We start from the raw sequence: 19,240 nt of genomic DNA, 5'->3' as shown, positions 1-19,240 counted from the left end.
GCCATCCATTTTTTCAAACTGGATACACCCCATGCTTCCGCTCAGAAAAGACCATATACTTGGACATATACGCGTCAAATCGGCGGATGAGCTCGTTGCGCAAATCGTTCGGCGCGACGATTCCGTCGACGACAAGCTCGGAGGCGAGACGGTAAATGTCGATGTCGCGCCGGTATTCCTCGCGTTTTTGTTCGACAAATGCCGCACGCTCTTCTGGCGGCAGCTCGGCAATTTTGTTGGCGTAGACGGCGTTGACGGCCGCTTCCGGCCCCATGACGGCGATTTGCGCGTTCGGAAGCGCCAGGCAGCAATCTGGTTCAAACGCCGGCCCGGCCATCGCGTACAATCCGGCGCCGTACGCTTTGCGAACGATGACCGAGATCTTCGGTACGGTGGCTTCCGACATGGCCGCGATCATTTTCGCCCCATGGCGGATGATGCCGACCCGCTCGACTTTCGTGCCGATCATAAAGCCAGGGACGTCGGCCAAAAACAGAAGCGGGATATGGAACGCGTCGCAAAGCGTGATGAATTTCGCCGCTTTATCAGCCGAATCGTGGAACAATACGCCGCCTTTGACGCGCGGCTGGTTGGCGATGATGCCGATCGGCTGGCCGGCAAGGCGCGCCAGTCCCGTAATGATTTCTGGCGCAAACAGTTTTTTGATTTCACAAAACGATCCTTCGTCAATGATCCGCTCAATCAAATCATACATGTTGAACGGCGCATTTTGGTTTTCTGGCAAAATGTCCTCGATCGTTTTGTCAAACGATTTCGGCGGCTTCGCCTCGACCACCGGCGGCTTTTCGCTGTAATTGGACGGAAAATACGACAAATAACGGCGTGCATAGGCAATCGCTTCTTCTTCGGTTTTCACGAGCACGTCGCCGCAGCCGGAGACGGTGCAATGCATGCGGGCGCCGCCCATCTCTTCGAGCGTCACTTTTTCCCCAATCACCATTTCCGCCATGCGCGGCGAGCCTAAGTACATCGAGGCATTGCCTTCGACCATGATGACGATATCGCAAAACGCCGGAATATAAGCGCCGCCGGCTGCTGATGGACCAAACAACAGGCACACTTGCGGCACTTTGCCGGACAGCTTCACCTCATTGTAAAAAATGCGCCCCGCCCCGCGCCGGCCGGGAAACATTTCGATTTGGTCCGTAATGCGTGCGCCGGCCGAGTCCACCAAATAAATGATCGGGCAGCGCAGTTTTTCCGCCGTTTCTTGAATGCGGATGATTTTTTCGACGGTGCGCGCTCCCCACGAGCCAGCTTTGACGGTCGAATCGTTCGCCATCACGCAGACGGTGCGGCCATTGATTTTGCCGATGCCGGTCACAACTCCATCAGCCGGCAAATCGCCCGCCAAACAGTTGGCAAACAATCCGTCTTCCACTTCCAAACCGTTATCAAGCAGCAAGTTCAGCCGCTCGCGAACAAACAATTTCCCTTGGGCGGCGTTTTTTTCATGATATTTTGGCGCCCCGCCTTTCTTGATTTCCGCCGCTCTTTTCTCCAGCTCCGCTGCGAGCGTGTCTTGTTGATTGGCTGTTTCCTTCATCTCTTTGTTTCCCCTCCTTGTTTTGATGGATCTTGCTGTTCCATCCCGCTTGTTCGGCTGGAGCAAGGTTGGATGCCGTGTTTTATTTATCGCTGTGAAAAGGCCGATGCGGCGCAAGCGCTCCGTGCGGCTTCCTCCTTCCAAACCGCCCCCTCCTTGTCCAAGCGGGCTTACTCGCCTTTGTACACCGGCTTCCGCTTTTCTTTAAACGCCTGCAATCCTTCCAACCGGTCTTTCGTCGGAATGGTCGCCTCATAGGCGAGCTGCTCAATCGCGAGGCCCGTCTCCAAATCAACGTTGAATACGCTTTGGATCGCCCGTTTCGCCTGACGGACGGCTATCGGCGCATTGTCAGCGATTTGTTGCGCGAGACAAAGCGCACGCTCCATCAGCTCGGAGCGCGGCACCGCGTATTCGACAAGGCCGATTCGCTCGGCCTCTTTGGCGGTGATGCGCTTTGCGGCAAAAATCAATTCTTTCGCTTTTCCGATGCCGACAAGGCGCGGCAGCCGCTGCGTCCCCCCCGCTCCCGGAATGATGCCAAGCGACGTTTCCGTCAACCCAAGCTGAATATCGTCGGCAGCAAACCGAATGTCGCAAGCCAAGGCAAGCTCCAACCCGCCGCCAAACGCCGAGCCGTTTAAAACGGCGATGACCGGCTGCGGCACTTTCTCGACCTCATTGATCGTTTTGCTGATTAAGGCGACGGCCTGCCGCACTTCCGTTTCATTCATCCCCGCCCGCTCTTTCAAATCAGCGCCGGCGCAAAACACCTTGTCTCCTGCCCCGGTCAACATGACAACGCGCACGTCTTTGCGAAATTTGATCTCCTGAAAGAGCGCGCCAAGCTCGAAAAGAAGCGCTCTTGAAAGCGCATTGGCCGCTTCCGGACGGTTTAATGTCACAATGGCGATGCCGTTTTCTTGTGTTTCAAACGATACAAGTGTGCTCACGTTTTCTCCCCCCCCTTATGATCAAACCGTTTGCAAATAGCGGCTCGGAAGCGGGCGGCCGATTTTGTCGCGGATAAACAAAGCCGCTTTCGTCAGCTGCTCGACATCGATGCCGGTTTCAATCCCCATGCCGTGAAGCATATATACTAAATCATCGGTGGCGACGTTTCCCGACGCTCCGGGAGCGTACGGACAGCCGCCGAGGCCGCCGAGCGAGCTGTCAAACGTCGTAATCCCCATTTCCATTGACACTAAAATATTGGCCAGCGCCGTCCCTCTCGTGTCATGGAAATGCATCGCGATCCGATCAGCCGGAAAACGGCGGAGCACGATTGTGAGCACCTCTTCGACTTGCTTGGGCGTCGCGACGCCAATCGTATCGCCAAGCGACAGTTCATCGATGCCCATCGCCAACAGCCGGTCCGCCACCATCAGCACTTGATCGACGGCGACAGGCCCTTCATACGGGCAGCCAAAGACGGTTGAAACGTAGCCGCGCACTGTTTTTCCCTCTTGTTTCGCTGTTTTTACAACTGTTTCCAACACCGAAAACGTGTCTGCGATCGTTTTGTTAATGTTCTTTTTGTTGTGCGTTTCGCTCGCTGACATAAAGACGCCGACTTCATCGACTCCGGCGGCAAGCGCCCGCTCAAGCCCCTTTTTGTTTGGGACGAGCGCCGCATATGTGACGCCGGCTTTTCGGCGGATACCGGCTACGACTTCGGCGGCGTCCGCAAGCTGCGGAATCCATTTCGGATGGACGAAGGAGGTCACCTCAATGTACGACAACCCAGTTTCTGACAATAGGTTGATCCAGGCGATTTTATCGGCGGTCGCGATCGGCGTTGCTTCGTTTTGCAGGCCATCGCGCGGGCCGACTTCTTTGATCGTCACCTTCGCCGGCCATCGGCTCATGCTCTGCTCCCCCTTTTACTCAATCTCGACAAGCACGTCGCCTTCGTTTACGAAATCTCCTTCTTGCACGTGGATGTGCTTCACGACGCCGGACGTTTCCGCAGCAATCGGAATCTCCATTTTCATCGATTCCAAAATGACGACATCTTGGCCTTCTTCCACACGGTCACCGACGGCGACGACAATTTTCCACACACTTCCTGCCATCGTTGCAGTTATTTGATTCATCGTTTCTTCCCCCATTCATTTCTGCTTCATTTCGTTTTTAATGGTTTCCAATGTTTCAAAAGGAAATCGGTCGTCGTATCCCCCGCTTGAAACGCCGGATGGGACAACACGGCCTCAAGCAGCGGAATGTTCGTTTTAATCCCTTCGACGCGATAGTCTCGAAGCGCTTCGAGCAAGCGTTCAATCGCCGTTTGCCGATCCGGTCCTTTCGCGATCAACTTCGCGATCATCGGATCATAAAACGGCGTGACCGTGATGCCGCTTTGAACCGCCGTTTCATGACGAATCCATTCACCTTGTGGGGCGGAAAACACCGTAATGCGGCCGGGCGACGGGTAAAACGTGTTCGGATCTTCGGCATAAATGCGCACTTCAATGGCGTGACCGTCGCGGCGAATCTCTTCTTGTTTATAGCGGAGCGGCTCGCCGGCGGCGATGCGCAGCTGCTCTTCGACGATGTCGATGCTGGTGATTTCTTCTGTCACCGGGTGCTCGACTTGCAGCCGAGTGTTCATCTCAAGAAAATAAAAATTTTTCTGTTCATCGACGAGAAATTCAATGGTACCGGCATTTGCATAACCGATGTAACGCGCAGCCCGCACCGCCGCCTCCCCCATCTTCCGCCGCGTCTCTTCATCCAAAAACGGCGACGGCGCCTCTTCGACCACTTTTTGGTGGCGGCGTTGGATCGAACATTCACGCTCCCATAAGTAGACGCAGTTGCCATTTTGGTCGGCAAGAAGCTGAATTTCAATATGGCGCGGGCGTTCAATATATTTTTCAATGTACATCGTCCCGTCGCCGAAAAACGAAGCGGCCCGTTTTTGGCTCCCTTCAAACGCTTGGCGCAGCTCAGCTTCATCGCGAGCGATATGCATGCCGATGCCGCCGCCGCCGGCTGACGCCTTCAGCATGACTGGATACCCAATCGAAGCCGCCGCTTTGGCCGCCTCATCGGCGCCATCAAGCGCAAAGGAGACGCCCGGGACGATCGGCACGCCGGCTTTTTCCATCGTCCGCCGCGCTTCGATTTTGCTGCCCATCGCCGCAATGACGTCCGCCTTCGGACCGATGAAGACGATTCCTTCTTCCTCGCAGCGGCGGGCAAACGCTGGATTTTCCGACAACAGCCCGTAGCCGGGATGGATCGCCTCCGCTTTCGCCGTTTTGGCAACCTCAATGATTTTTTCGATATTTAAATAGCTTTCCGCGACGCGCGGCTTGCCGATCAAATACGCTTCATCCGCGAGCGAGACATGAAGCGAATCGGCGTCTGCTTCGGAATAAATGGCAACCGTTTGAATGCCGAGACGTCGGCACGTGCGGATGACACGGACGGCGATTTCGCCGCGGTTGGCAATCAACACTTTCGAAAACATCGTCTCACCCTTTCTTAAAAGTACAGGTGCCGGCGCCGGACGGTTCGTCCGCCCGGCGCGGCGGTTTAGGCTTAGGTTGTTAAGCCGAGGCGCTGTTTCGCCATTTCCCGCAATTTGAATTTCTGAATTTTCCCAGATGCCGTCATCGGGTACGAGTCGGTAAATTCGATATAACGCGGGATTTTATGCCGGGAAATGTTGCCGCGGCAAAACTCGCGAATCTCCTCAGCGGTCGCCGTTTCGCCGTCTTTTAAGATGATCCACGCCATCACTTCTTCACCGTATACCTCATCCGGCACGCCGACGACTTGAACGTCCAAAATTTTCGGATGTTTGTACAAAAACTCTTCGATTTCGCGCGGATAAATGTTCTCCCCGCCGCGGATGATCATATCTTTCAGCCGGCCGGTGATGCGGCAGTAACCGTTTTCATCCATCGTCGCCAAATCGCCGGTATGCAGCCAGCCGTCTTGGTCGATCGCTTCATTTGTCGCTTCCGGGTTGTTGTAATACCCTTTCATGACATGATAGCCGCGCGTGCACAGTTCCCCTTGCACACCCCGCGGCACTTCCTTGTTCGTGCCCGGCTCAACGATTTTCACTTCCACGCCCGGCAAGGCGCGGCCAACCGTTTCGACACGCAGCTCAAGCGGATCGTCGGTGCGCGTTTGCGTGATGACTGGGGACGCTTCCGTCTGCCCGTAGGCGATCGTAATGTCTTTCATCCCCATTTTCTCGATGACCGCCTTCATCACTTCGACCGGGCAAGGAGAACCGGCCATAATGCCCGTGCGCAGCGACGACAAATCGTATTTGGCAAAATCCGGGTCGTTGAGCTCGGCGATGAACATCGTCGGCACGCCGTGAAGCGCCGTGCACCGCTCCGCTTCCACCGTCTCGAGAACCCGCTTCGGATGGAACTCCACAACCGGCACCATCGTCGCCCCGACCGTCACGCATGCAAGCGTGCTCATGACGCAGCCGAAGCAATGGAAAAACGGCACCGGAATGCACAATCGATCGCCTTCGCCAAGTCCCATGCATTGCGCCACTTGGTGGGCGTTGTTGACGATGTTGTAATGCGTCAACATCACCCCTTTCGGGAATCCAGTCGTCCCGGACGTGTATTGCATGTTGATCACATCGTGCGGGTCGAGGCTCTCCATCCGTTCATCGAGTTCTTCTTCCGATACGTCGTGCGCCATCGCCAAGATGTCGTTCCATGTAAACATGCCCGGGTGCCGTTTGTCGCCAAGAAAGATCACGTTTTTCAACTTCGGCAGCCGTTTCGATTGCAGCTGTCCGGGCGCCGACGTGCGCAGCTCGGGAACGATTTCATATAAAATATCGATATACGACGAGTCGCGATATTGCTCAATCAAAAAGAGCGTCGTCGAGTCGGACTGCCGAAGCAAATACTCAAGCTCCGCCGCGCGGTAGTTCGTATTGACCGTAACGAGCACCGCTCCCATTTTGCCGGTCGCAAACTGGCAGGCGATCCATTCCGGGACGTTCGTCGCCCAAATGGCGACATGCTCCCCTTTTTCGATGCCAAGCCGCATCAACCCGCGCGCAACGAGGCGGCAATAGTCGTTAAACTGCCGATACGTCAGACGCAAGCCGCGGTCGGCATACACGACCGCCTCGCGATCCGCATATTGCCTGGCTCGCTCTTCCAACAATTTCCCCACCGTCACCGTCAACATCGGCCGTTTCCTCCCCTTTGTCCGAATTCATTGTTATGGATATGCAGGCATTTCCGCTTTTAGCATCCCAGTTGGCGGGCGATGACGAGCCGTTGGATTTCTGATGTGCCTTCGCCGATTTCCATGAGCTTGATATCCCGCAAATGGCGCTCAACGCCGTACTCTTTCATATAGCCGTATCCGCCGTGAATTTGAATCGCCTGGTTGCAGACGCGGAACCCCATTTCCGACGCAAACAGCTTGGCGAACGATGCTTCTTTTGTAAACGGTTTCCCTTGGTCTTTCAACCAAGCCGCCTTGTACACCATATTGCGGGCAAGCTCAATTTCCATCGCCATGTCAGCGAGCTTAAACTGGATCGCTTGAAACTTGGAAATCGGCTGGCCAAACTGAACGCGTTCTTTCGCGTATTGAAGCGCTTTCTCAAACGCCGCTTGCGCGATGCCGACGGCTAAAGCTGCGATGGAAATGCGGCCGCCATCAAGCGTGTACAAAAACTGTTTAAACCCTTTTTGAGGGTCGCCCAAGACGTTTTCTTTCGGCACGCGGACGTTCTCGAAAACAAGCTCGCACGTATTGGACGCGCGCACGCCCATCTTGTCGTAATTCGAACGGATCGTAAATCCTGGGGAGTCAGTTGGCACGATGAGAGCGGTGATGATGTTTTTGCCGCGCGCATCTTTGCCTGTCACGGCGGTGACAATGACTTGCCGCGCGTATTGGGCGTTCGTGATCCAGCATTTTTCGCCGTTGATGACATATTCATCGCCATCGAGCACCGCTGTTGTGCGCGTGCCCCCAGCATCGGACCCGGCGTTCGGCTCCGTGAGCCCAAAAGCGCCAAGCGTCTCTCCTTTGGCCATCGGCACGAGCCATTTTTGTTTCTGCTCCTCTGTTCCAAAGTAATAAATGGGACTCGCCCCAAGTGACACGGCGGCCGCATAGCTTAGCCCGGTGCCGCCGCAGGCGCGGCCGATTTCCTCAACGGCGATGGCATACGAAATCGTATCGCCTCCAGCGCCGCCGTATTTTTCCGGAAACGGCAAACCCAATAGCCCCAACTCGCCCATTTTGCGGAAGACATCCAGCGGAAAATGCGCCTCTTCATCCCATTTCGCCGCGTATGGGGCAATTTCCTTCTCAGCAAAGTCGCGAACCATTTCTTTAATCATTTGTTGCTCTTTTGTTAATGAAAAATTCATCCTGTCCCTCTCCCCCATAGAAAATGTTCTATCATTTGAACCGACTAGTCGGTTTTAGTAAGAAAACGAGTGTAAACGGTTTTGATTTTTGAAGCGTTTTCAAAACCGACTAGTTGGTCTGTATACGATCAACAACTTATTCGGCGGCCGGCCGCAACAAAAACCGCGCCGCCGCTGGGTTTTCTGGTGTGCGGAGCACCGCATGCAAAATGAAATCGGCAAAATACGCCGCGATCTCCTCAATTGACAACGGACCATCCGGATTGTACCATTTGTATGTCCAGTTGACCATGCCGATAATGGACATGCCAGTAATCTCCACCGACAGCTCCGGACGAAACTCGCCGGCCTCGATTCCCTCGCGGATGACGCGAAAAATAATTTGTTTAAATTCTTCGCGCTTTTCATTGATCGGTTCGGCGTATTCCGGTTTTAAGTACGTGCTTTCCTGGTAAAACACGGTGATGTGTGGTTTATACAAATGAAACACTTTGACAAACGACTGAACGATGGCGTACAAGCGCTCAGTCGGCGTAGGGAAGCCCTCATACGCCTCCTGCGCTTTTGTCAGCGCATACGTAATAAAGACGTCATGAATATGGTAAAGCAACTCGTCTTTTGATTTAAAATTATGGTAAAACCCGCCTTTCGACGTATCGCTTTCCGCGACGATGCGGTCGACCGTCACGCCATGGTAGCCATATTTCTCAAACAAATGAAGAGCGGTGTCGATAATGCGGTCTCGAAGCGGTTTCTCTGCCATAACAGTCTCCTTCGCCTGAACTGTAAAACATTTCGAAAAAAGCAAAATCTTCTTCTTGTTTATTAAGATACTCGACAGTTGCAGCCATTGTCAACAAAAATCGTTCCGGCGCCCGAAAAATGGAGGCGTCTTTCGCCGCACATCGTCCGATCGGCTGCGCGAGCCCTATCCCCTAGCCGCACGAACTGAAACAAAACAGATGACCTATACATAATCACGGCCGTTTTTCCAAAAGATAAAAACCGGAGGTGGCTTCCATTGGAACCGATGCTATGCCCAAACTGCAAAACGAACCGGACGCGGTTTCATCTCATTGAGCAGCACCCGCGTGCGGTCAAGCTCGATCCGCACACCGGCGACATCGAGCACGAATACACAAACGAAGCGCTCGAACCGTTCCATCTCCCATACCGCGGCCCGAGCTACCGCGTCCAATGCGGCGTCTGCGGGCTGATCGAAGATGCGGACATGTTCATTCAGCGCGCTAAATCGTCTCCATTGAGGTGATTCGATATGGCGAACAAAAAACAAACACCTTCTTCCATCGCTGACCAAAAACAGCTCGTCAACGACAAGGCAAAAGCGATGCGGGAGCACGGCGGCGAGCACATTCGCCGCGGCACGCCCAACGGCGCAGACGGACAATAACCGCCAGCCTGCTTTTGTACACAAGCAAGCTGGCGGGACTTCCGCCCTTCTAACGGTACATCGCCCACAATCCGATATCGCGAAAACCAAGGCGATGGTAAATGCGGCCGGCGTCTGGATTGTCATAAAACAAGCACGGCATCTTCCCTTCAGCGAGCAAATCGCAAACGAGCTTCGCCACGATGGTGCTGGCATACCCTTTCCCTCGATGCTCCTGATCCGTGCAGACGCCGACGATCATCGCCGACAATGAGTTTTCCGCTGATGTCGATGCCGCGGCCACCATTCGGCCGTCTTGTTCAATGTAGTACGTTCTAGCTGAATTGGTTTCCATCCCTTTTACTAGCATATCGCGGGACGACGGCCTCGTCTCAAATTCGACAATGCGGCGCCGCAAGTCGAGAATCCGGTCGACATCGGCCAATTCGGCTTTTTTGACGGCGAACGCCCCCATTTCTTGACGGGCGTATTCATCCGTCCGACACTCGCAAAAGTAAAGCGTTCGCTTCTCCCCAAGCGGCAGCCGCTCTTCGAACTGCCTGGCAATGTCCGCCTTGCCGGACAGCTGGATGGACGATGATTGGGCTGTCTCGCGGATGAGACGAGCAAAGCCATCGGCATCAAAATCGCCAGGCGCATACGGAATGTAGGAATCGTAATAACGGAGCAGCACCGCCTTCAGCGAGCCAGCATCGTCAAACTGCCCCCAAACGTCTTGGAAATCGGCGTCATAGCCAAACGACTCAATATCGCCGATGATAAATAAATTGAACGACGGATCTTGCCGCAAAAACGAAAATACTTGTTGATCGTCTTCGGCCGTTAACCGGCGAATCATAGAATTCCCCCGCTTTTCGAATGATATTTTTTCCATTATACTATGAATCATCCCTGTTGCCAATGGCATTTGTGGCGTCAAACCGAGAGGACTGCCGATGCCCCTAAGTCTGCATCGGCCAACTGCAAAGAAAGGAGGAAGCCCGCTCTCAAAAAAGCGAGGCGACGATGCCGATGAAGTTTATTGACGATCTGTACGAATACTATAAAGATCGACTGACCGGAGATGAAGAAGACGCCGAAGCGGTGGCGATGTCGATTTTGGATGAACTCGACCGCCGCGATGTGCTCAAGCTGATCGGTGAGATGACTGATGAAGAGCTGCTTGGCATGTTCGGTTTGTATGTCCTGGAAAGCTTGAAAGCGAAAATGGCCCGCGAAGGCCTCGGCGCGACGCGGCCGCAAGATGCGCCGCGCGTGCATTGACAAAACAAAACGGCTGTCCCCCATGTCATAAGGAACAGCCGCTATGTTGGGCAAATGACGGTTTCGTATTCATTTGGCAGCCCTGTGAACATGATTTCGAAGACGGCTTTTCCATTGCTTGCTTAACAGACAGCGGCGAAACACAAACCGTTTTCCCATCGCACGCTCATCGGTAAAACTGTACATCATAGCCTTCTTTCAACAACACTTGGTAGATTTGCTGAATATGGTCTTCGTTTTTTGTCTCGAGCGAAAAGTGAATTTCCGCCTGGCCCGGCAACACTTTAGCGCCGATGCGCTGATGATGAATCGACATGACATTCGCCTCGAGCTCGGCGATAATGCGAAGCAGTTTGTTCAACTGGCCCGGCTTGTCGGAGATGACCGTTGTAAACGTAACGAATCGCCCGGCTTCGACAAGCCCCCGCTCAATAATGCGGGAAATGAGCGTCACATCGACGTTGCCGCCGCTTAGCACAGCGGCGACTTTTTTGCCGCGAAACGGCAGCTTTTGATACAACAATGCCGCCAACGGACAAGCTGCCGCCCCTTCGATTAACAGCTTGTTCCGCTCGAGCACATACAGCATCGTCCGTGAAATTTCCGCCTCTTCCACGCACACAACGCCATCGACGTATTGCTCAATGTATTGGTACGTAATATTGCCCGGCTTTTTCACGGCAATCCCATCGGCGATCGTATTCGATGCGGCAATGGAGACGGGCTGTTTATGGCGTATGGCTGCCGTCATGCCTGGGCAAGCCGATGACTCAACGCCGTACACTTCAACCGATGGCTTCAGCTGTTTTAACGTAAACGCCAGGCCGGCCAACAAGCCGCCGCCGCCGACCGGACAAAGAACGACATCGACGTCGGGAAGCTGCTCGATCAGCTCCAAGCCGATCGTCCCTTGGCCAGCCATCACCGCCAAGTCGTCAAACGGGTGTACAAACGTCATTCCCCGCTCGCGCTGCAACTCTAACGCATATTCCAAAGACTCGTCAAACACATCGCCGTACAGCACGACTTCCGCCCCGTAGCTTTTCGTCGCTTCAATTTTGCTGAGCGGCGCGCCTTTTGGCATGACGATCGTGCACGGAATATGAAGCATGCCGCTCGCATAGGCGACCCCTTGGGCGTGGTTGCCGGCCGAAGCGGCGATGACGCCGCGCGCCCTCTCTTCTTCCGTGAGCGACATAATTTTATTGAATGAACCTCTTACTTTAAACGAGCCCGTTTTTTGCAAATTTTCGAGTTTCATATATACATCATTGCCAGACAGCCGGCTGAACGTTTGCGAATGCTCAAGCGGCGTTTGATGGACGATGCCTTTCATTTTCGCTCGCGCTTGTTCAATGTCTGCTAATGTCAACATCATCAAACCACCCTTTCCGATCGGGCGACCGGTTCTTGTTCACCCCGCTTTATTATATACAAAACATTTCATCACCGACAAATGTTGCTTTTCTTTAGTTGGTTTTGGATTATTTTTAGCATATAGTTTTGTTGCATAAAATCATGTTCAACAAACATCGCTGCAACCCGCTTCCTTTGTCAAACCGTTTGAACGTTGGACTTGTCCCAAAACATCAGAGTGTTTCTAGGGGAAGAGCTGTCTACGGTCTGTTCTTTTTCTTTTGTGAATATTGTTTATTTAGAACATTGTTCTATAGATTTGGCCAATTGCCAACGGGAAAAAGCGGCCAAAAAGATCGGCGATAGGCAAACGCGAGGGAATTTGCTAATATGAAAGAAAAGCATTCGGAAGACGAAAGGATGAAACGGTTGTGACGAAAAAGTTGTACTATACGGCGCCGGATGTTGACGTGTGGACGACAACGGTGACAAGCGTCCGCCAAGACGGCGAAACATACATTGTCACCTTGGCGGAAACAGCGTTTTACCCGGAAGGCGGTGGCCAACCGTCTGACGCCGGCACGATCGCCGGCTTGCCGGTGCTCGATGTGTTTGACGAAAACGGGGAAGTGTATCACCGCCTTCCTGCCCACCCGGGAATGGGCGCCGTTTCATGCGTCCTTGATAGGAAACGGCGCCGCGATCATACACAACAGCATAGCGGCCAACATTTATTATCCGCTGTACTCGTTGAACAGCTCGGCGCCGAAACAGTCGGTTTTCACCTTGGGCGCGAGGTCGTCACAGTCGACATCACGGCGGGTGCGCTGACGGAAGCAGACATGCTGGCAGTGGAAAACCGGGCCAACGAACTCATTTACGCGAATCTCCCGGTCGAGACGTATTGGGTGACGCCGGAAGAAGCAGAACGGATGCCGTTTCGCAAGCGTCCCGATGTCCAAGGTTCTGTCCGTGTTGTCGAGATGAAAGGGATCGATTTGTCGGCGTGCTGCGGCACCCATGTGAAACGCACGGGCGAAATCGGCGTGATCAAATTGCTGAAAGCAGAGCGCCATCGCGGCATGACGCGTCTTTCCTTTCTTTGCGGCGGCCGGGCGCTTGCCGACTACCAGCAAACCCACCGCGTCGTGCAGGCGGCAGCAGGTCGGTTCGGGACAAGCCGCGATCAGCTGCTCGACGTGATCGCAAAATGGGAACAAGAGAAAAAAGAATGGGAAAAAAGAATGGGAAAAACGGCTGCGCCAATACGAGGCAATCGTCTTTGCCGTCGAAGCCGAACGGGCCGCCGCCGAATCAGGACGTGCAGTGATTGGCCGTTACGACCAATATGGGGCAAAAGAACTGCAAATGATCGCCCGTCTGATCGCCGACCGTTATGGCAAAACCGCGCTTCTCGCCTCCACCTCCGATTGGCGCGCCGTGATCGCCAAAGCACCGTCTTCCTTGCTCCATGCAGGGAACTGGCTGAAAGAACAAGCCGCCCTGTTTGGCGGCAAAGGGGGCGGCAACGAGCGGCAGGGGCAAGCTGCTTTTCCGTCCCTTGAGGCGCTTAGCCAGTTCCTTTCCCGCGTGGAAACGGCAGGCATCGATTGACGGCTCCTGCCCGCACCGCCCGGTTGCTTCGATTCGTTTCGTCCTCCCGTCGGATCGATGCGATGTCCGCCATAGCCGACGGAGGGCGGTTTTTGTAAAATGAAAAACGAAATGTGCAGCTAAGGAGTTTGAAGAGATGAACGATCGACTCGTACAATCGCAAATCGAAGAACTCGAACGAAAGCTGCGCGCTTATGAGCGGCTCATCGAAAAGCTTCCGTTTCCGTTCACCTTTGCCGATTATGAAAGTGGAATCGCCATCGAAAAAAAGCGCGGCGACGTCCGGCCGCACCTTCGCACCATTCCGCCGTCCCTTGAAAAGGAAGCGGAATGGCAGTGGGATATTGACTTGCATCGCGACGTACCGTTTGAAAAAGTGGAAGCCTTTTTGACGCCGTTGCTCGATCTCGTTCCGCACCACATTGTCTTTGTCGACGCTCAAGGGATCATCACGCTTTGCAATTTGCAGGCGGCTGTTGACACCGGCGTGGATCGCGATGCCATCATCGGCAAACATATTCGCGAGCTGCTGAAGCTCCCTGATGAGCTGATCGCGACGCTCGAATCGCTTGAAAAAGGCGAGCCGCTTTACAATTACGAAGTGCTCGACCGATTTTACGGGATCGTCAACACCCGTTTTATTTACAACGATGACGGATCGATCAAACGAGTCATCAGTATGTTTCAGTCGCTCAATATGATGAAAGAAACAGAAAAGCTGGCGGTCGCTGGCCGCATCGCCGCCGGCATCGCCCATGAAATCCGCAATCCGCTGACGACGGTGCGCGGATATTTGCAACTATTGAAAAGCGACTTGCCGGATCGCATCGCCTCGCTCGTTGAGCGGTTTTTAATTCCTGAGCTCGACCGGGCGAACGACATTATCACGGATTTTTTGAATATCGCCAAGCCGGCGGACGTCAAAATGGAGACGTTCAACTTGCACCGCTTTTTGCGCGACGATGTCGGCGTTCTGCTGCAGAGCGAGGCGTTGCTGCACAGTGTGAACGTCCATTTTGACCTCGACGAACAACTGGACGATTACGAAATGAGCGGCGACCGCCGCCAGCTTTTGCAAGTGTTTTTAAACTTATTCCGCAACGCTGTGGAAGCCAAAGTGGCCAAAACGATGAATGTCACGGTGAGCAGCCGGAAAGTGAACCATATCGTCCAGCTTCGCTTCTGCGACGATGGGCCCGGCATTCCGCCGTCGGTCATCGACCATGTTTTCGATCCGTTTTTTTCAACGAAGGAAACGGGAACTGGGCTCGGCCTGTCGTTATCGAAAAAAATCGTCGAACTGCATCGCGGGACGATGAAAGTGCAAAGCGATGCACGCGGCACTTGTTTTTTGATCGAATTTCCGCTTTGCAGCCAACCGCCGTTTCTTTCGTCGTAAATTGCTTCCGAAGAGGGAGGCCATCCCGGCTTCGGAAGCGATGAGGTTGATGATTTAGAACAATGTGTCACTTTATCATGGAAAAAGGGGGAACGATTATGACCACGCCCGCTCCGCCCAACGGCAAATGGCGGCGCCTGTTCGCCTTGTTTCTTCCCATTTTTGTTTCGCAAACGGGCCAATATGCCATGAACTTTGTCGATGTTGCCATGTCCGGCCACGCGAGCGCCGAAGATCTTGCCGGCGTCGCGATCGGCTCAAGCCTATGGGTGCCGGTGTTTACCGGCGTCGGCGGCATTTTGCTCGCCTTGTCCCCGATCGTCTCGCATCATCTCGGCGCCGGACGCCATGACTCAATCGCCCGCGCCGTCACCCAGGCGCTCTACTTGGCTGTCGCGCTTGCTGCCGCCATTGTCATGGCCGGCGCCGCTGCCGTGCCGTTTATCTTGAAACAGATGTCTTTGGACGAAAACGTTCGGCATATCGCCTTTCATTACTTACGCGCCTTGTCGTTTGGGATCGTCCCGCTGTTTCTTTATTCTGTGCTCCGCTATTTCATCGATGCACTTGGGCAAACGAACGTGACGATGTGGATTACGCTCACCGCCTTGCCGATCAATATGCTGTTCAACTGGCTGTTGATTTACGGGCATGGCGGATTTCCGCGCCTTGGCGGCATCGGCACTGGTTACGCGACGGCGATCACGTATGCGTACTGCTTCGCGGCCGCTGCCTTTGCCGCTTTGAAATTTCGGCGCTTGGCTCCCTATCGTGTACTCGTCCGTTTCTACCGTCCGTCATGGGCCGCATGGAAAGAGTTGCTGAAAACCGGGGTGCCGATCGGGTCGGCCATCTTTTTTGAAACGAGCATTTTCGCTGCTGTGACGCTGCTTGTCGGCCGGTTTGGCGCGGAAACGGTCGCCGCGCATCAAAGCGCCCTCAACTTCGCTTCACTGTTGTATATGATTCCACTCAGCTTATCGATGGCGCTGACGATCGCCGTGGGCGTTGAAGCCGGGGCCAACCGTTATGAAGCCGCCAAACAATATTGCTTGATCGGCATCACCCTCGCCTTGGCCGTCGCCGCCGCAGCAGCGCTGTTCCTTTCCGCCTTCCGCAGCCATGTCGCCCGGCTGTATACAAACGATCCGACAGTGGCGGCGTTGACAGGGAAGTTTTTGCTCTATGCGATCTTCTTTCAAGTTTCCGATGCCATCGCCGCTCCCATCCAAGGAGCGCTGCGGGGCTATAAAGAGGTAAACGCCGTTTTTTGGTCCGCTCTTCTCGCCTATTGGGGCGTTGGGCTTCCGCTTGGCTGCGCGCTCGCTCTACTGACTGCCGCCGGGGCGTTCGGCTATTGGATCGGCCTGATCGCCGGATTGGCAACGGGCGCGCTGTTTCTCAGCTTTCGCCTGCGGGCCGTTTGGCGCAGACATGACAGCGGGCGTGCGCCATGCGCCTTTTAAGAGGGAGCGGTCGATAAACAAGGATGTCCCGCCCAGTTCTAGGGACATCCTTTTTGTTGCAGCATGATGGATCATGCAGTCGACAAGGCCGGTTTCCCTTAGCCGACCTCGTTAGGCGACGGCTGCTGCTTCATATACTGTAATACATCGAGGTCGATTTTTCCTTTCTCCACTTGGCGCTCCTCAAAATTTTCTGTATGTATATACACGGTCAGCGCCTCATGAAGCGCCTCGCGATCCGCCGAGCGCTCTTTCGACAAATAACCGAGACGGACCAAGTGGGCGGCCACCTCTTCCTTTACCGTTCCTTCAATCGCTGCCACTTTTTCGGGACGCGGTTTCTCAAAGTAAAGCTGGCGCAACTGATACAAGCGAATAAGCTCCTCGATCGGCCGCGGGTGATCATCGACGCGCAAGTCGATATAACGGTCATTGTAGCCGCCATATCCCCCTCCTTCTTTCACGACAAGCAAGGCGGCCGACTGTTGCCCGCGGCGGTCGCCCCCCGCTGCCTGACCAGCTTGAAGCGCCTTTAACAATCGCTCGGCGAGCGGACCTTTTGTCTGCTCAAACGCCCTTCCCATTGCCAGCACCGTTTCCTCGCCGGCTAAAATATTGCCTTGAGCCGCATAGTTCGGCCCGGTGATGCCCCCGGCCCACGGGTAACATTTTTTCCCGGTGAACGTCGCCGCCCGTCCTTTCGCATCCACGATGCCGACTTGGCGCAAATCGCGCTCACTGTCATCGGCAACGAGCAACTCAAGCGTTTCTTGCGCCGATTTCCCTTTTGCCATCCATTCGAGGCCGCGCGGTCCGTACGACGTGTTGGCGTACGATTGCGTCGCCACCGCTCCGACGCCCGCTTTCGCCCACGGAACAACCGCACCAACGCCTAAAAATTTCGATTGAACAGCGATGCCAAGCTCCCCGGTCGCCGGATCGAACGCGACGATCGAAAACGTCGCGACGATGTCTTTCGAAATGTGCTTCATTTTCTCGTCCCTCCATGCGTTTTCCATTGCCGTTTCTTTTATTATTTCCCCGTTCCCCTTCACTGTTCCTGCCTGTTCACAAAAAAAGCGGGGGAAACAGCCGTTGCCCGGCCGTCTCCCCCGCTTGGCCCATCACTGTTTAGCACCATGTCGCCCCAACGATGATGAGCAAAATAAACAAAACGACGATCAGCACAAAGCCGTAGCCGTAGCCGCCGTAACCCGGATAACCGAAGCCATAGCCGCCCCAGCCCCAGCCGCCATAAAAGCCATATGGCATATTCGTCACCTCCTTGCTAGCAAGTAAGAGGCATCAGTACACCCAACCACCGATACATGCACATCCGACAATAATCAACAAGATGAACAGAACGACGATCAACGCGAATCCGCCGCCGTAAGCTGCACCCATTTGCCAGCACCTCCTTCGTTTTTGTACTAGTAGACTATTCAGAAGCCGAGGAAATGGTTAGATGTTTCGGCAAAAATGGGTATTTGCCGCAACGTAAAAAAAAACGGTCCATCCGCGGACCGATGTTATGCTCCGAGCGAGTTTCGCTTCCATTTTTTCCGCCCCGGCGCTTGCTTGATTTGAACAGCGGAAAACAAAATAAGCGCCGTCCAGATGCAGCTAAACGCATAAAAATGCGCTTTCGTAAACGGCTCGCCGAACAAAAAGACGCCAAGGAGAAGGCTGATCGTCGGCGAAATGTATTGCAAAAAACCAAGTGTTGTCATTGACACACGCTTCGCCCCTTTGGCGAAATACAAAAGCGGCACGGCCGTCGCTGGCCCGGCTCCAGCCAACAGCGCCCATTGCCACCATTCGGCCGTCTTGACGAGGGCCGGCGTTTCGTTGTACACACATAATAAGTAAACGGCTGAAAGCGGCATGACGGCCATTGTTTCAAGCGTCAAGCCAATGGACGAGTCAACGCTGGCCAGTTTTTTCACTAAGCCGTAAAACCCGAACGTCAACGCGAGCGATATGGCGACCCACGGAAACGCGCCATATTCCGCCGTCATCGCCGCCACGCCGGCGGCGGCAAGAAAAACAGCGGCCCACTGCCCAACGCTCAACCGCTCGCGCAATACGATCGTCCCAAGCGCCACGCTGACAAGCGGGTTGATATAATAGCCGAGGCTCGTTTCAACGACATGATGATGATTCACCGCCCATATGTAGACAAACCAGTTGGCGCTGATGAGCACGGCAGCAGCGGCGATCCCCCATGCCTTAGCCGGCTTACGGCGCATCGCCCGAAGCTCCCGGCGGAAGGCGCCAAGCTGCCCATTCGCTGCCAGAAGGATGGCCATAAACACGAACGACCACACGATGCGGTGCGCCAAAATCTCAAGCGCCGGGCGCGCCTCTAGCAGCTTCCAGTACAGCGGCAATACTCCCCACAGCAAGTACGAAGCAGCCGTATACAAGATGCCTTGCTTTTCTTCGCTCCAATGCCCCACGTCGTCTTCTCCTTTTCCATGATCATTTCTGTTTCATTATACCGCCGCCGCTTCACTTTATCCATCAAAACACTCACCCGCATCGCTCGACGCGGTTGCCCAATGGAGAAGGGGCGCAGCTGAATATGAGCACCCGCCCCCTTCGCGGCCCGTTTGACCGCCGTCCTTTCTTATTTTTTCGCTCATCAAGCGACACAGGCACAGCCAACAATAATCAGTAAAATGAACAGGACGATGACGACCGTATAACCGCTGTTGACAAAACCGCTCACGGCGGGCACCTCCTTCATCGGTTCACAGGGCCATCATATGCGCCCGCCCG

The 19,240-nt window shown here is 54.5% G+C and carries 21 protein-coding genes and 1 pseudogene; 7 read left to right on the top strand and 15 right to left on the bottom strand.

The genetic code is table 11. The features are described from left to right. Window positions 1–13: 13 nt before the first annotated feature. The 8 genes from ABS784_RS09495 to ABS784_RS09460 form a co-directional block, all read right to left on the bottom strand. A complete protein-coding gene (locus ABS784_RS09495) occupies window positions 14–1,567 on the bottom strand; it encodes an acyl-CoA carboxylase subunit beta (RefSeq protein ID WP_031213145.1) in 1,554 nt (517 codons plus the stop codon). A 170-nt stretch (window positions 1,568–1,737) separates the two neighbouring features. Continuing rightward, window positions 1,738–2,520, bottom strand: a complete 783-nt coding sequence (locus ABS784_RS09490) for an enoyl-CoA hydratase (protein WP_171698389.1) — start codon at window positions 2,518–2,520, stop codon at window positions 1,738–1,740. A 21-nt stretch (window positions 2,521–2,541) separates the two neighbouring features. Next, window positions 2,542–3,435 (bottom strand): hydroxymethylglutaryl-CoA lyase, encoded by an 894-nt coding sequence (locus ABS784_RS09485; protein ID WP_352512266.1) that lies wholly within the window; start codon window positions 3,433–3,435, stop codon window positions 2,542–2,544. A 15-nt stretch (window positions 3,436–3,450) separates the two neighbouring features. After that, window positions 3,451–3,663 (bottom strand): acetyl-CoA carboxylase biotin carboxyl carrier protein subunit, encoded by a 213-nt coding sequence (locus ABS784_RS09480; RefSeq protein ID WP_011231095.1) that lies wholly within the window; start codon window positions 3,661–3,663, stop codon window positions 3,451–3,453. 26 nt (window positions 3,664–3,689) lie between these two features. Further along, the gene (gene accC, locus ABS784_RS09475) at window positions 3,690–5,042 is read right to left on the bottom strand and encodes an acetyl-CoA carboxylase biotin carboxylase subunit (protein ID WP_352512264.1); all 1,353 of its coding nucleotides are present in this window, start codon (window positions 5,040–5,042) and stop codon (window positions 3,690–3,692) included. 71 nt (window positions 5,043–5,113) lie between these two features. Beyond that, a complete protein-coding gene (locus ABS784_RS09470; protein ID WP_023634451.1) occupies window positions 5,114–6,748 on the bottom strand; it encodes an AMP-binding protein in 1,635 nt (544 codons plus the stop codon). 59 nt (window positions 6,749–6,807) lie between these two features. Further along, a complete protein-coding gene (locus ABS784_RS09465; RefSeq protein WP_352512262.1) occupies window positions 6,808–7,950 on the bottom strand; it encodes an acyl-CoA dehydrogenase in 1,143 nt (380 codons plus the stop codon). Window positions 7,951–8,086: 136 nt separating this feature from the next. Then, on the bottom strand, window positions 8,087–8,713 hold the full coding sequence (locus ABS784_RS09460; RefSeq protein WP_011231091.1) for a TetR/AcrR family transcriptional regulator: 627 nt from the start codon (window positions 8,711–8,713) through the stop codon (window positions 8,087–8,089). 258 nt (window positions 8,714–8,971) lie between these two features. Between ABS784_RS09460 and ABS784_RS09455 the strand changes: the two genes are divergently transcribed. Both ABS784_RS09455 and ABS784_RS09450 read left to right on the top strand, forming a co-directional pair. Beyond that, entirely contained in the window at window positions 8,972–9,220 is a 249-nt protein-coding gene (locus ABS784_RS09455; RefSeq protein ID WP_013145420.1) for a hypothetical protein, read from the top strand. A 6-nt stretch (window positions 9,221–9,226) separates the two neighbouring features. Further along, window positions 9,227–9,361, top strand: a complete 135-nt coding sequence (locus ABS784_RS09450; protein WP_020755515.1) for a hypothetical protein — start codon at window positions 9,227–9,229, stop codon at window positions 9,359–9,361. A gap of 49 nt (window positions 9,362–9,410) precedes the next feature. On the opposite strand, the gene ABS784_RS09445 is transcribed toward ABS784_RS09450, so the two are convergent. Next, on the bottom strand, window positions 9,411–10,199 hold the full coding sequence (locus ABS784_RS09445) for a GNAT family N-acetyltransferase (protein ID WP_062898599.1): 789 nt from the start codon (window positions 10,197–10,199) through the stop codon (window positions 9,411–9,413). A gap of 167 nt (window positions 10,200–10,366) precedes the next feature. Between ABS784_RS09445 and ABS784_RS09440 the strand changes: the two genes are divergently transcribed. After that, window positions 10,367–10,624 carry a DUF6154 family protein gene (locus ABS784_RS09440; protein WP_023634448.1) on the top strand — a complete coding sequence of 86 codons (258 nt, stop codon included), beginning with the start codon at window positions 10,367–10,369 and terminating at the stop codon, window positions 10,622–10,624. Between the two features lie 166 nt (window positions 10,625–10,790). On the opposite strand, the gene ilvA is transcribed toward ABS784_RS09440, so the two are convergent. Beyond that, the gene (gene ilvA, locus ABS784_RS09435) at window positions 10,791–11,999 is read right to left on the bottom strand and encodes a threonine ammonia-lyase (protein WP_031213142.1); all 1,209 of its coding nucleotides are present in this window, start codon (window positions 11,997–11,999) and stop codon (window positions 10,791–10,793) included. A 640-nt stretch (window positions 12,000–12,639) separates the two neighbouring features. On the opposite strand from ilvA, the pseudogene ABS784_RS09430 reads away from it, so the two are divergent. From ABS784_RS09430 to ABS784_RS09415, 4 genes and pseudogenes are all read left to right on the top strand, one after another. Continuing rightward, window positions 12,640–13,014, top strand: a pseudogene (locus ABS784_RS09430) (alanyl-tRNA editing protein); the annotation flags it as partial. 334 nt (window positions 13,015–13,348) lie between these two features. Next, window positions 13,349–13,594 carry a DHHA1 domain-containing protein gene (locus ABS784_RS09425; RefSeq protein WP_483867422.1) on the top strand — a complete coding sequence of 82 codons (246 nt, stop codon included), beginning with the start codon at window positions 13,349–13,351 and terminating at the stop codon, window positions 13,592–13,594. A gap of 136 nt (window positions 13,595–13,730) precedes the next feature. Next, window positions 13,731–14,993 (top strand): two-component system sensor histidine kinase NtrB, encoded by a 1,263-nt coding sequence (locus tag ABS784_RS09420; RefSeq protein WP_352512259.1) that lies wholly within the window; start codon window positions 13,731–13,733, stop codon window positions 14,991–14,993. A 98-nt stretch (window positions 14,994–15,091) separates the two neighbouring features. Beyond that, on the top strand, window positions 15,092–16,459 hold the full coding sequence (locus ABS784_RS09415) for an MATE family efflux transporter (RefSeq protein ID WP_352512257.1): 1,368 nt from the start codon (window positions 15,092–15,094) through the stop codon (window positions 16,457–16,459). A 98-nt stretch (window positions 16,460–16,557) separates the two neighbouring features. Here ABS784_RS09415 and ABS784_RS09410 read toward each other — a convergent pair whose 3' ends face one another. The 5 genes from ABS784_RS09410 to ABS784_RS09390 all read right to left on the bottom strand — a co-directional run bounded on the left by ABS784_RS09410 (window position 16,558) and on the right by ABS784_RS09390 (window position 19,208). After that, entirely contained in the window at window positions 16,558–17,451 is an 894-nt protein-coding gene (locus ABS784_RS09410) for a DUF1028 domain-containing protein (RefSeq protein WP_352512255.1), read from the bottom strand. Between the two features lie 139 nt (window positions 17,452–17,590). Further along, window positions 17,591–17,731, bottom strand: a complete 141-nt coding sequence (locus ABS784_RS09405) for a YjcZ family sporulation protein (RefSeq protein ID WP_011231082.1) — start codon at window positions 17,729–17,731, stop codon at window positions 17,591–17,593. A gap of 33 nt (window positions 17,732–17,764) precedes the next feature. Next, window positions 17,765–17,863, bottom strand: a complete 99-nt coding sequence (locus ABS784_RS09400) for a YjcZ family sporulation protein (protein ID WP_011231081.1) — start codon at window positions 17,861–17,863, stop codon at window positions 17,765–17,767. 125 nt (window positions 17,864–17,988) lie between these two features. Beyond that, window positions 17,989–18,918, bottom strand: coding sequence for an EamA family transporter RarD (rarD, locus tag ABS784_RS09395; RefSeq protein WP_011231080.1), 930 nt, complete (start codon window positions 18,916–18,918; stop codon window positions 17,989–17,991). A 185-nt stretch (window positions 18,919–19,103) separates the two neighbouring features. Then, window positions 19,104–19,208, bottom strand: coding sequence for a YjcZ family sporulation protein (locus ABS784_RS09390; protein ID WP_013145431.1), 105 nt, complete (start codon window positions 19,206–19,208; stop codon window positions 19,104–19,106). Between the last annotated feature and the right edge of the window lie 32 nt (window positions 19,209–19,240).

Origin of the sequence: Geobacillus sp. G4, from assembly GCF_040327975.1 — a bacterium.
GTDB lineage: Bacteria > Bacillota > Bacilli > Bacillales > Anoxybacillaceae > Geobacillus > Geobacillus thermoleovorans.
Note: the sequence above shows the minus strand (reverse complement) of the source record. Positions and strands in the feature narration are given on the sequence as shown.

Bases quoted from the DNA above. Each gene is read 5' to 3' on its own strand.
- ABS784_RS09450 (WP_020755515.1), top strand. From the start codon at position 9,227: ATGGCGAACAAAAAACAAACACCTTCTTCCATCGCTGACCAAAAACAG.
- ABS784_RS09420 (WP_352512259.1), top strand. From the start codon at position 13,731: ATGAACGATCGACTCGTACAATCGCAAATCGAAGAACTCGAACGAAAG.
- accC (WP_352512264.1), bottom strand. From the start codon at position 5,042: ATGTTTTCGAAAGTGTTGATTGCCAACCGCGGCGAAATCGCCGTCCGT.
- ABS784_RS09480 (WP_011231095.1), bottom strand. From the start codon at position 3,663: ATGAATCAAATAACTGCAACGATGGCAGGAAGTGTGTGGAAAATTGTC.
- ABS784_RS09405 (WP_011231082.1), bottom strand. From the start codon at position 17,731: ATGCCATATGGCTTTTATGGCGGCTGGGGCTGGGGCGGCTATGGCTTC.
- ABS784_RS09470 (WP_023634451.1), bottom strand. From the start codon at position 6,748: ATGTTGACGGTGACGGTGGGGAAATTGTTGGAAGAGCGAGCCAGGCAA.
- ABS784_RS09465 (WP_352512262.1), bottom strand. From the start codon at position 7,950: ATGAATTTTTCATTAACAAAAGAGCAACAAATGATTAAAGAAATGGTT.
- ABS784_RS09495 (WP_031213145.1), bottom strand. From the start codon at position 1,567: ATGAAGGAAACAGCCAATCAACAAGACACGCTCGCAGCGGAGCTGGAG.
- ABS784_RS09460 (WP_011231091.1), bottom strand. From the start codon at position 8,713: ATGGCAGAGAAACCGCTTCGAGACCGCATTATCGACACCGCTCTTCAT.
- ABS784_RS09415 (WP_352512257.1), top strand. From the start codon at position 15,092: ATGACCACGCCCGCTCCGCCCAACGGCAAATGGCGGCGCCTGTTCGCC.
- ABS784_RS09410 (WP_352512255.1), bottom strand. From the start codon at position 17,451: ATGAAGCACATTTCGAAAGACATCGTCGCGACGTTTTCGATCGTCGCG.
- ABS784_RS09400 (WP_011231081.1), bottom strand. From the start codon at position 17,863: ATGGGTGCAGCTTACGGCGGCGGATTCGCGTTGATCGTCGTTCTGTTC.
- ABS784_RS09390 (WP_013145431.1), bottom strand. From the start codon at position 19,208: ATGAAGGAGGTGCCCGCCGTGAGCGGTTTTGTCAACAGCGGTTATACG.
- ABS784_RS09485 (WP_352512266.1), bottom strand. From the start codon at position 3,435: ATGAGCCGATGGCCGGCGAAGGTGACGATCAAAGAAGTCGGCCCGCGC.
- ilvA (WP_031213142.1), bottom strand. From the start codon at position 11,999: ATGTTGACATTAGCAGACATTGAACAAGCGCGAGCGAAAATGAAAGGC.
- ABS784_RS09440 (WP_023634448.1), top strand. From the start codon at position 10,367: ATGCCGATGAAGTTTATTGACGATCTGTACGAATACTATAAAGATCGA.
- ABS784_RS09425 (WP_483867422.1), top strand. From the start codon at position 13,349: ATGATCGCCCGTCTGATCGCCGACCGTTATGGCAAAACCGCGCTTCTC.
- ABS784_RS09445 (WP_062898599.1), bottom strand. From the start codon at position 10,199: ATGATTCGCCGGTTAACGGCCGAAGACGATCAACAAGTATTTTCGTTT.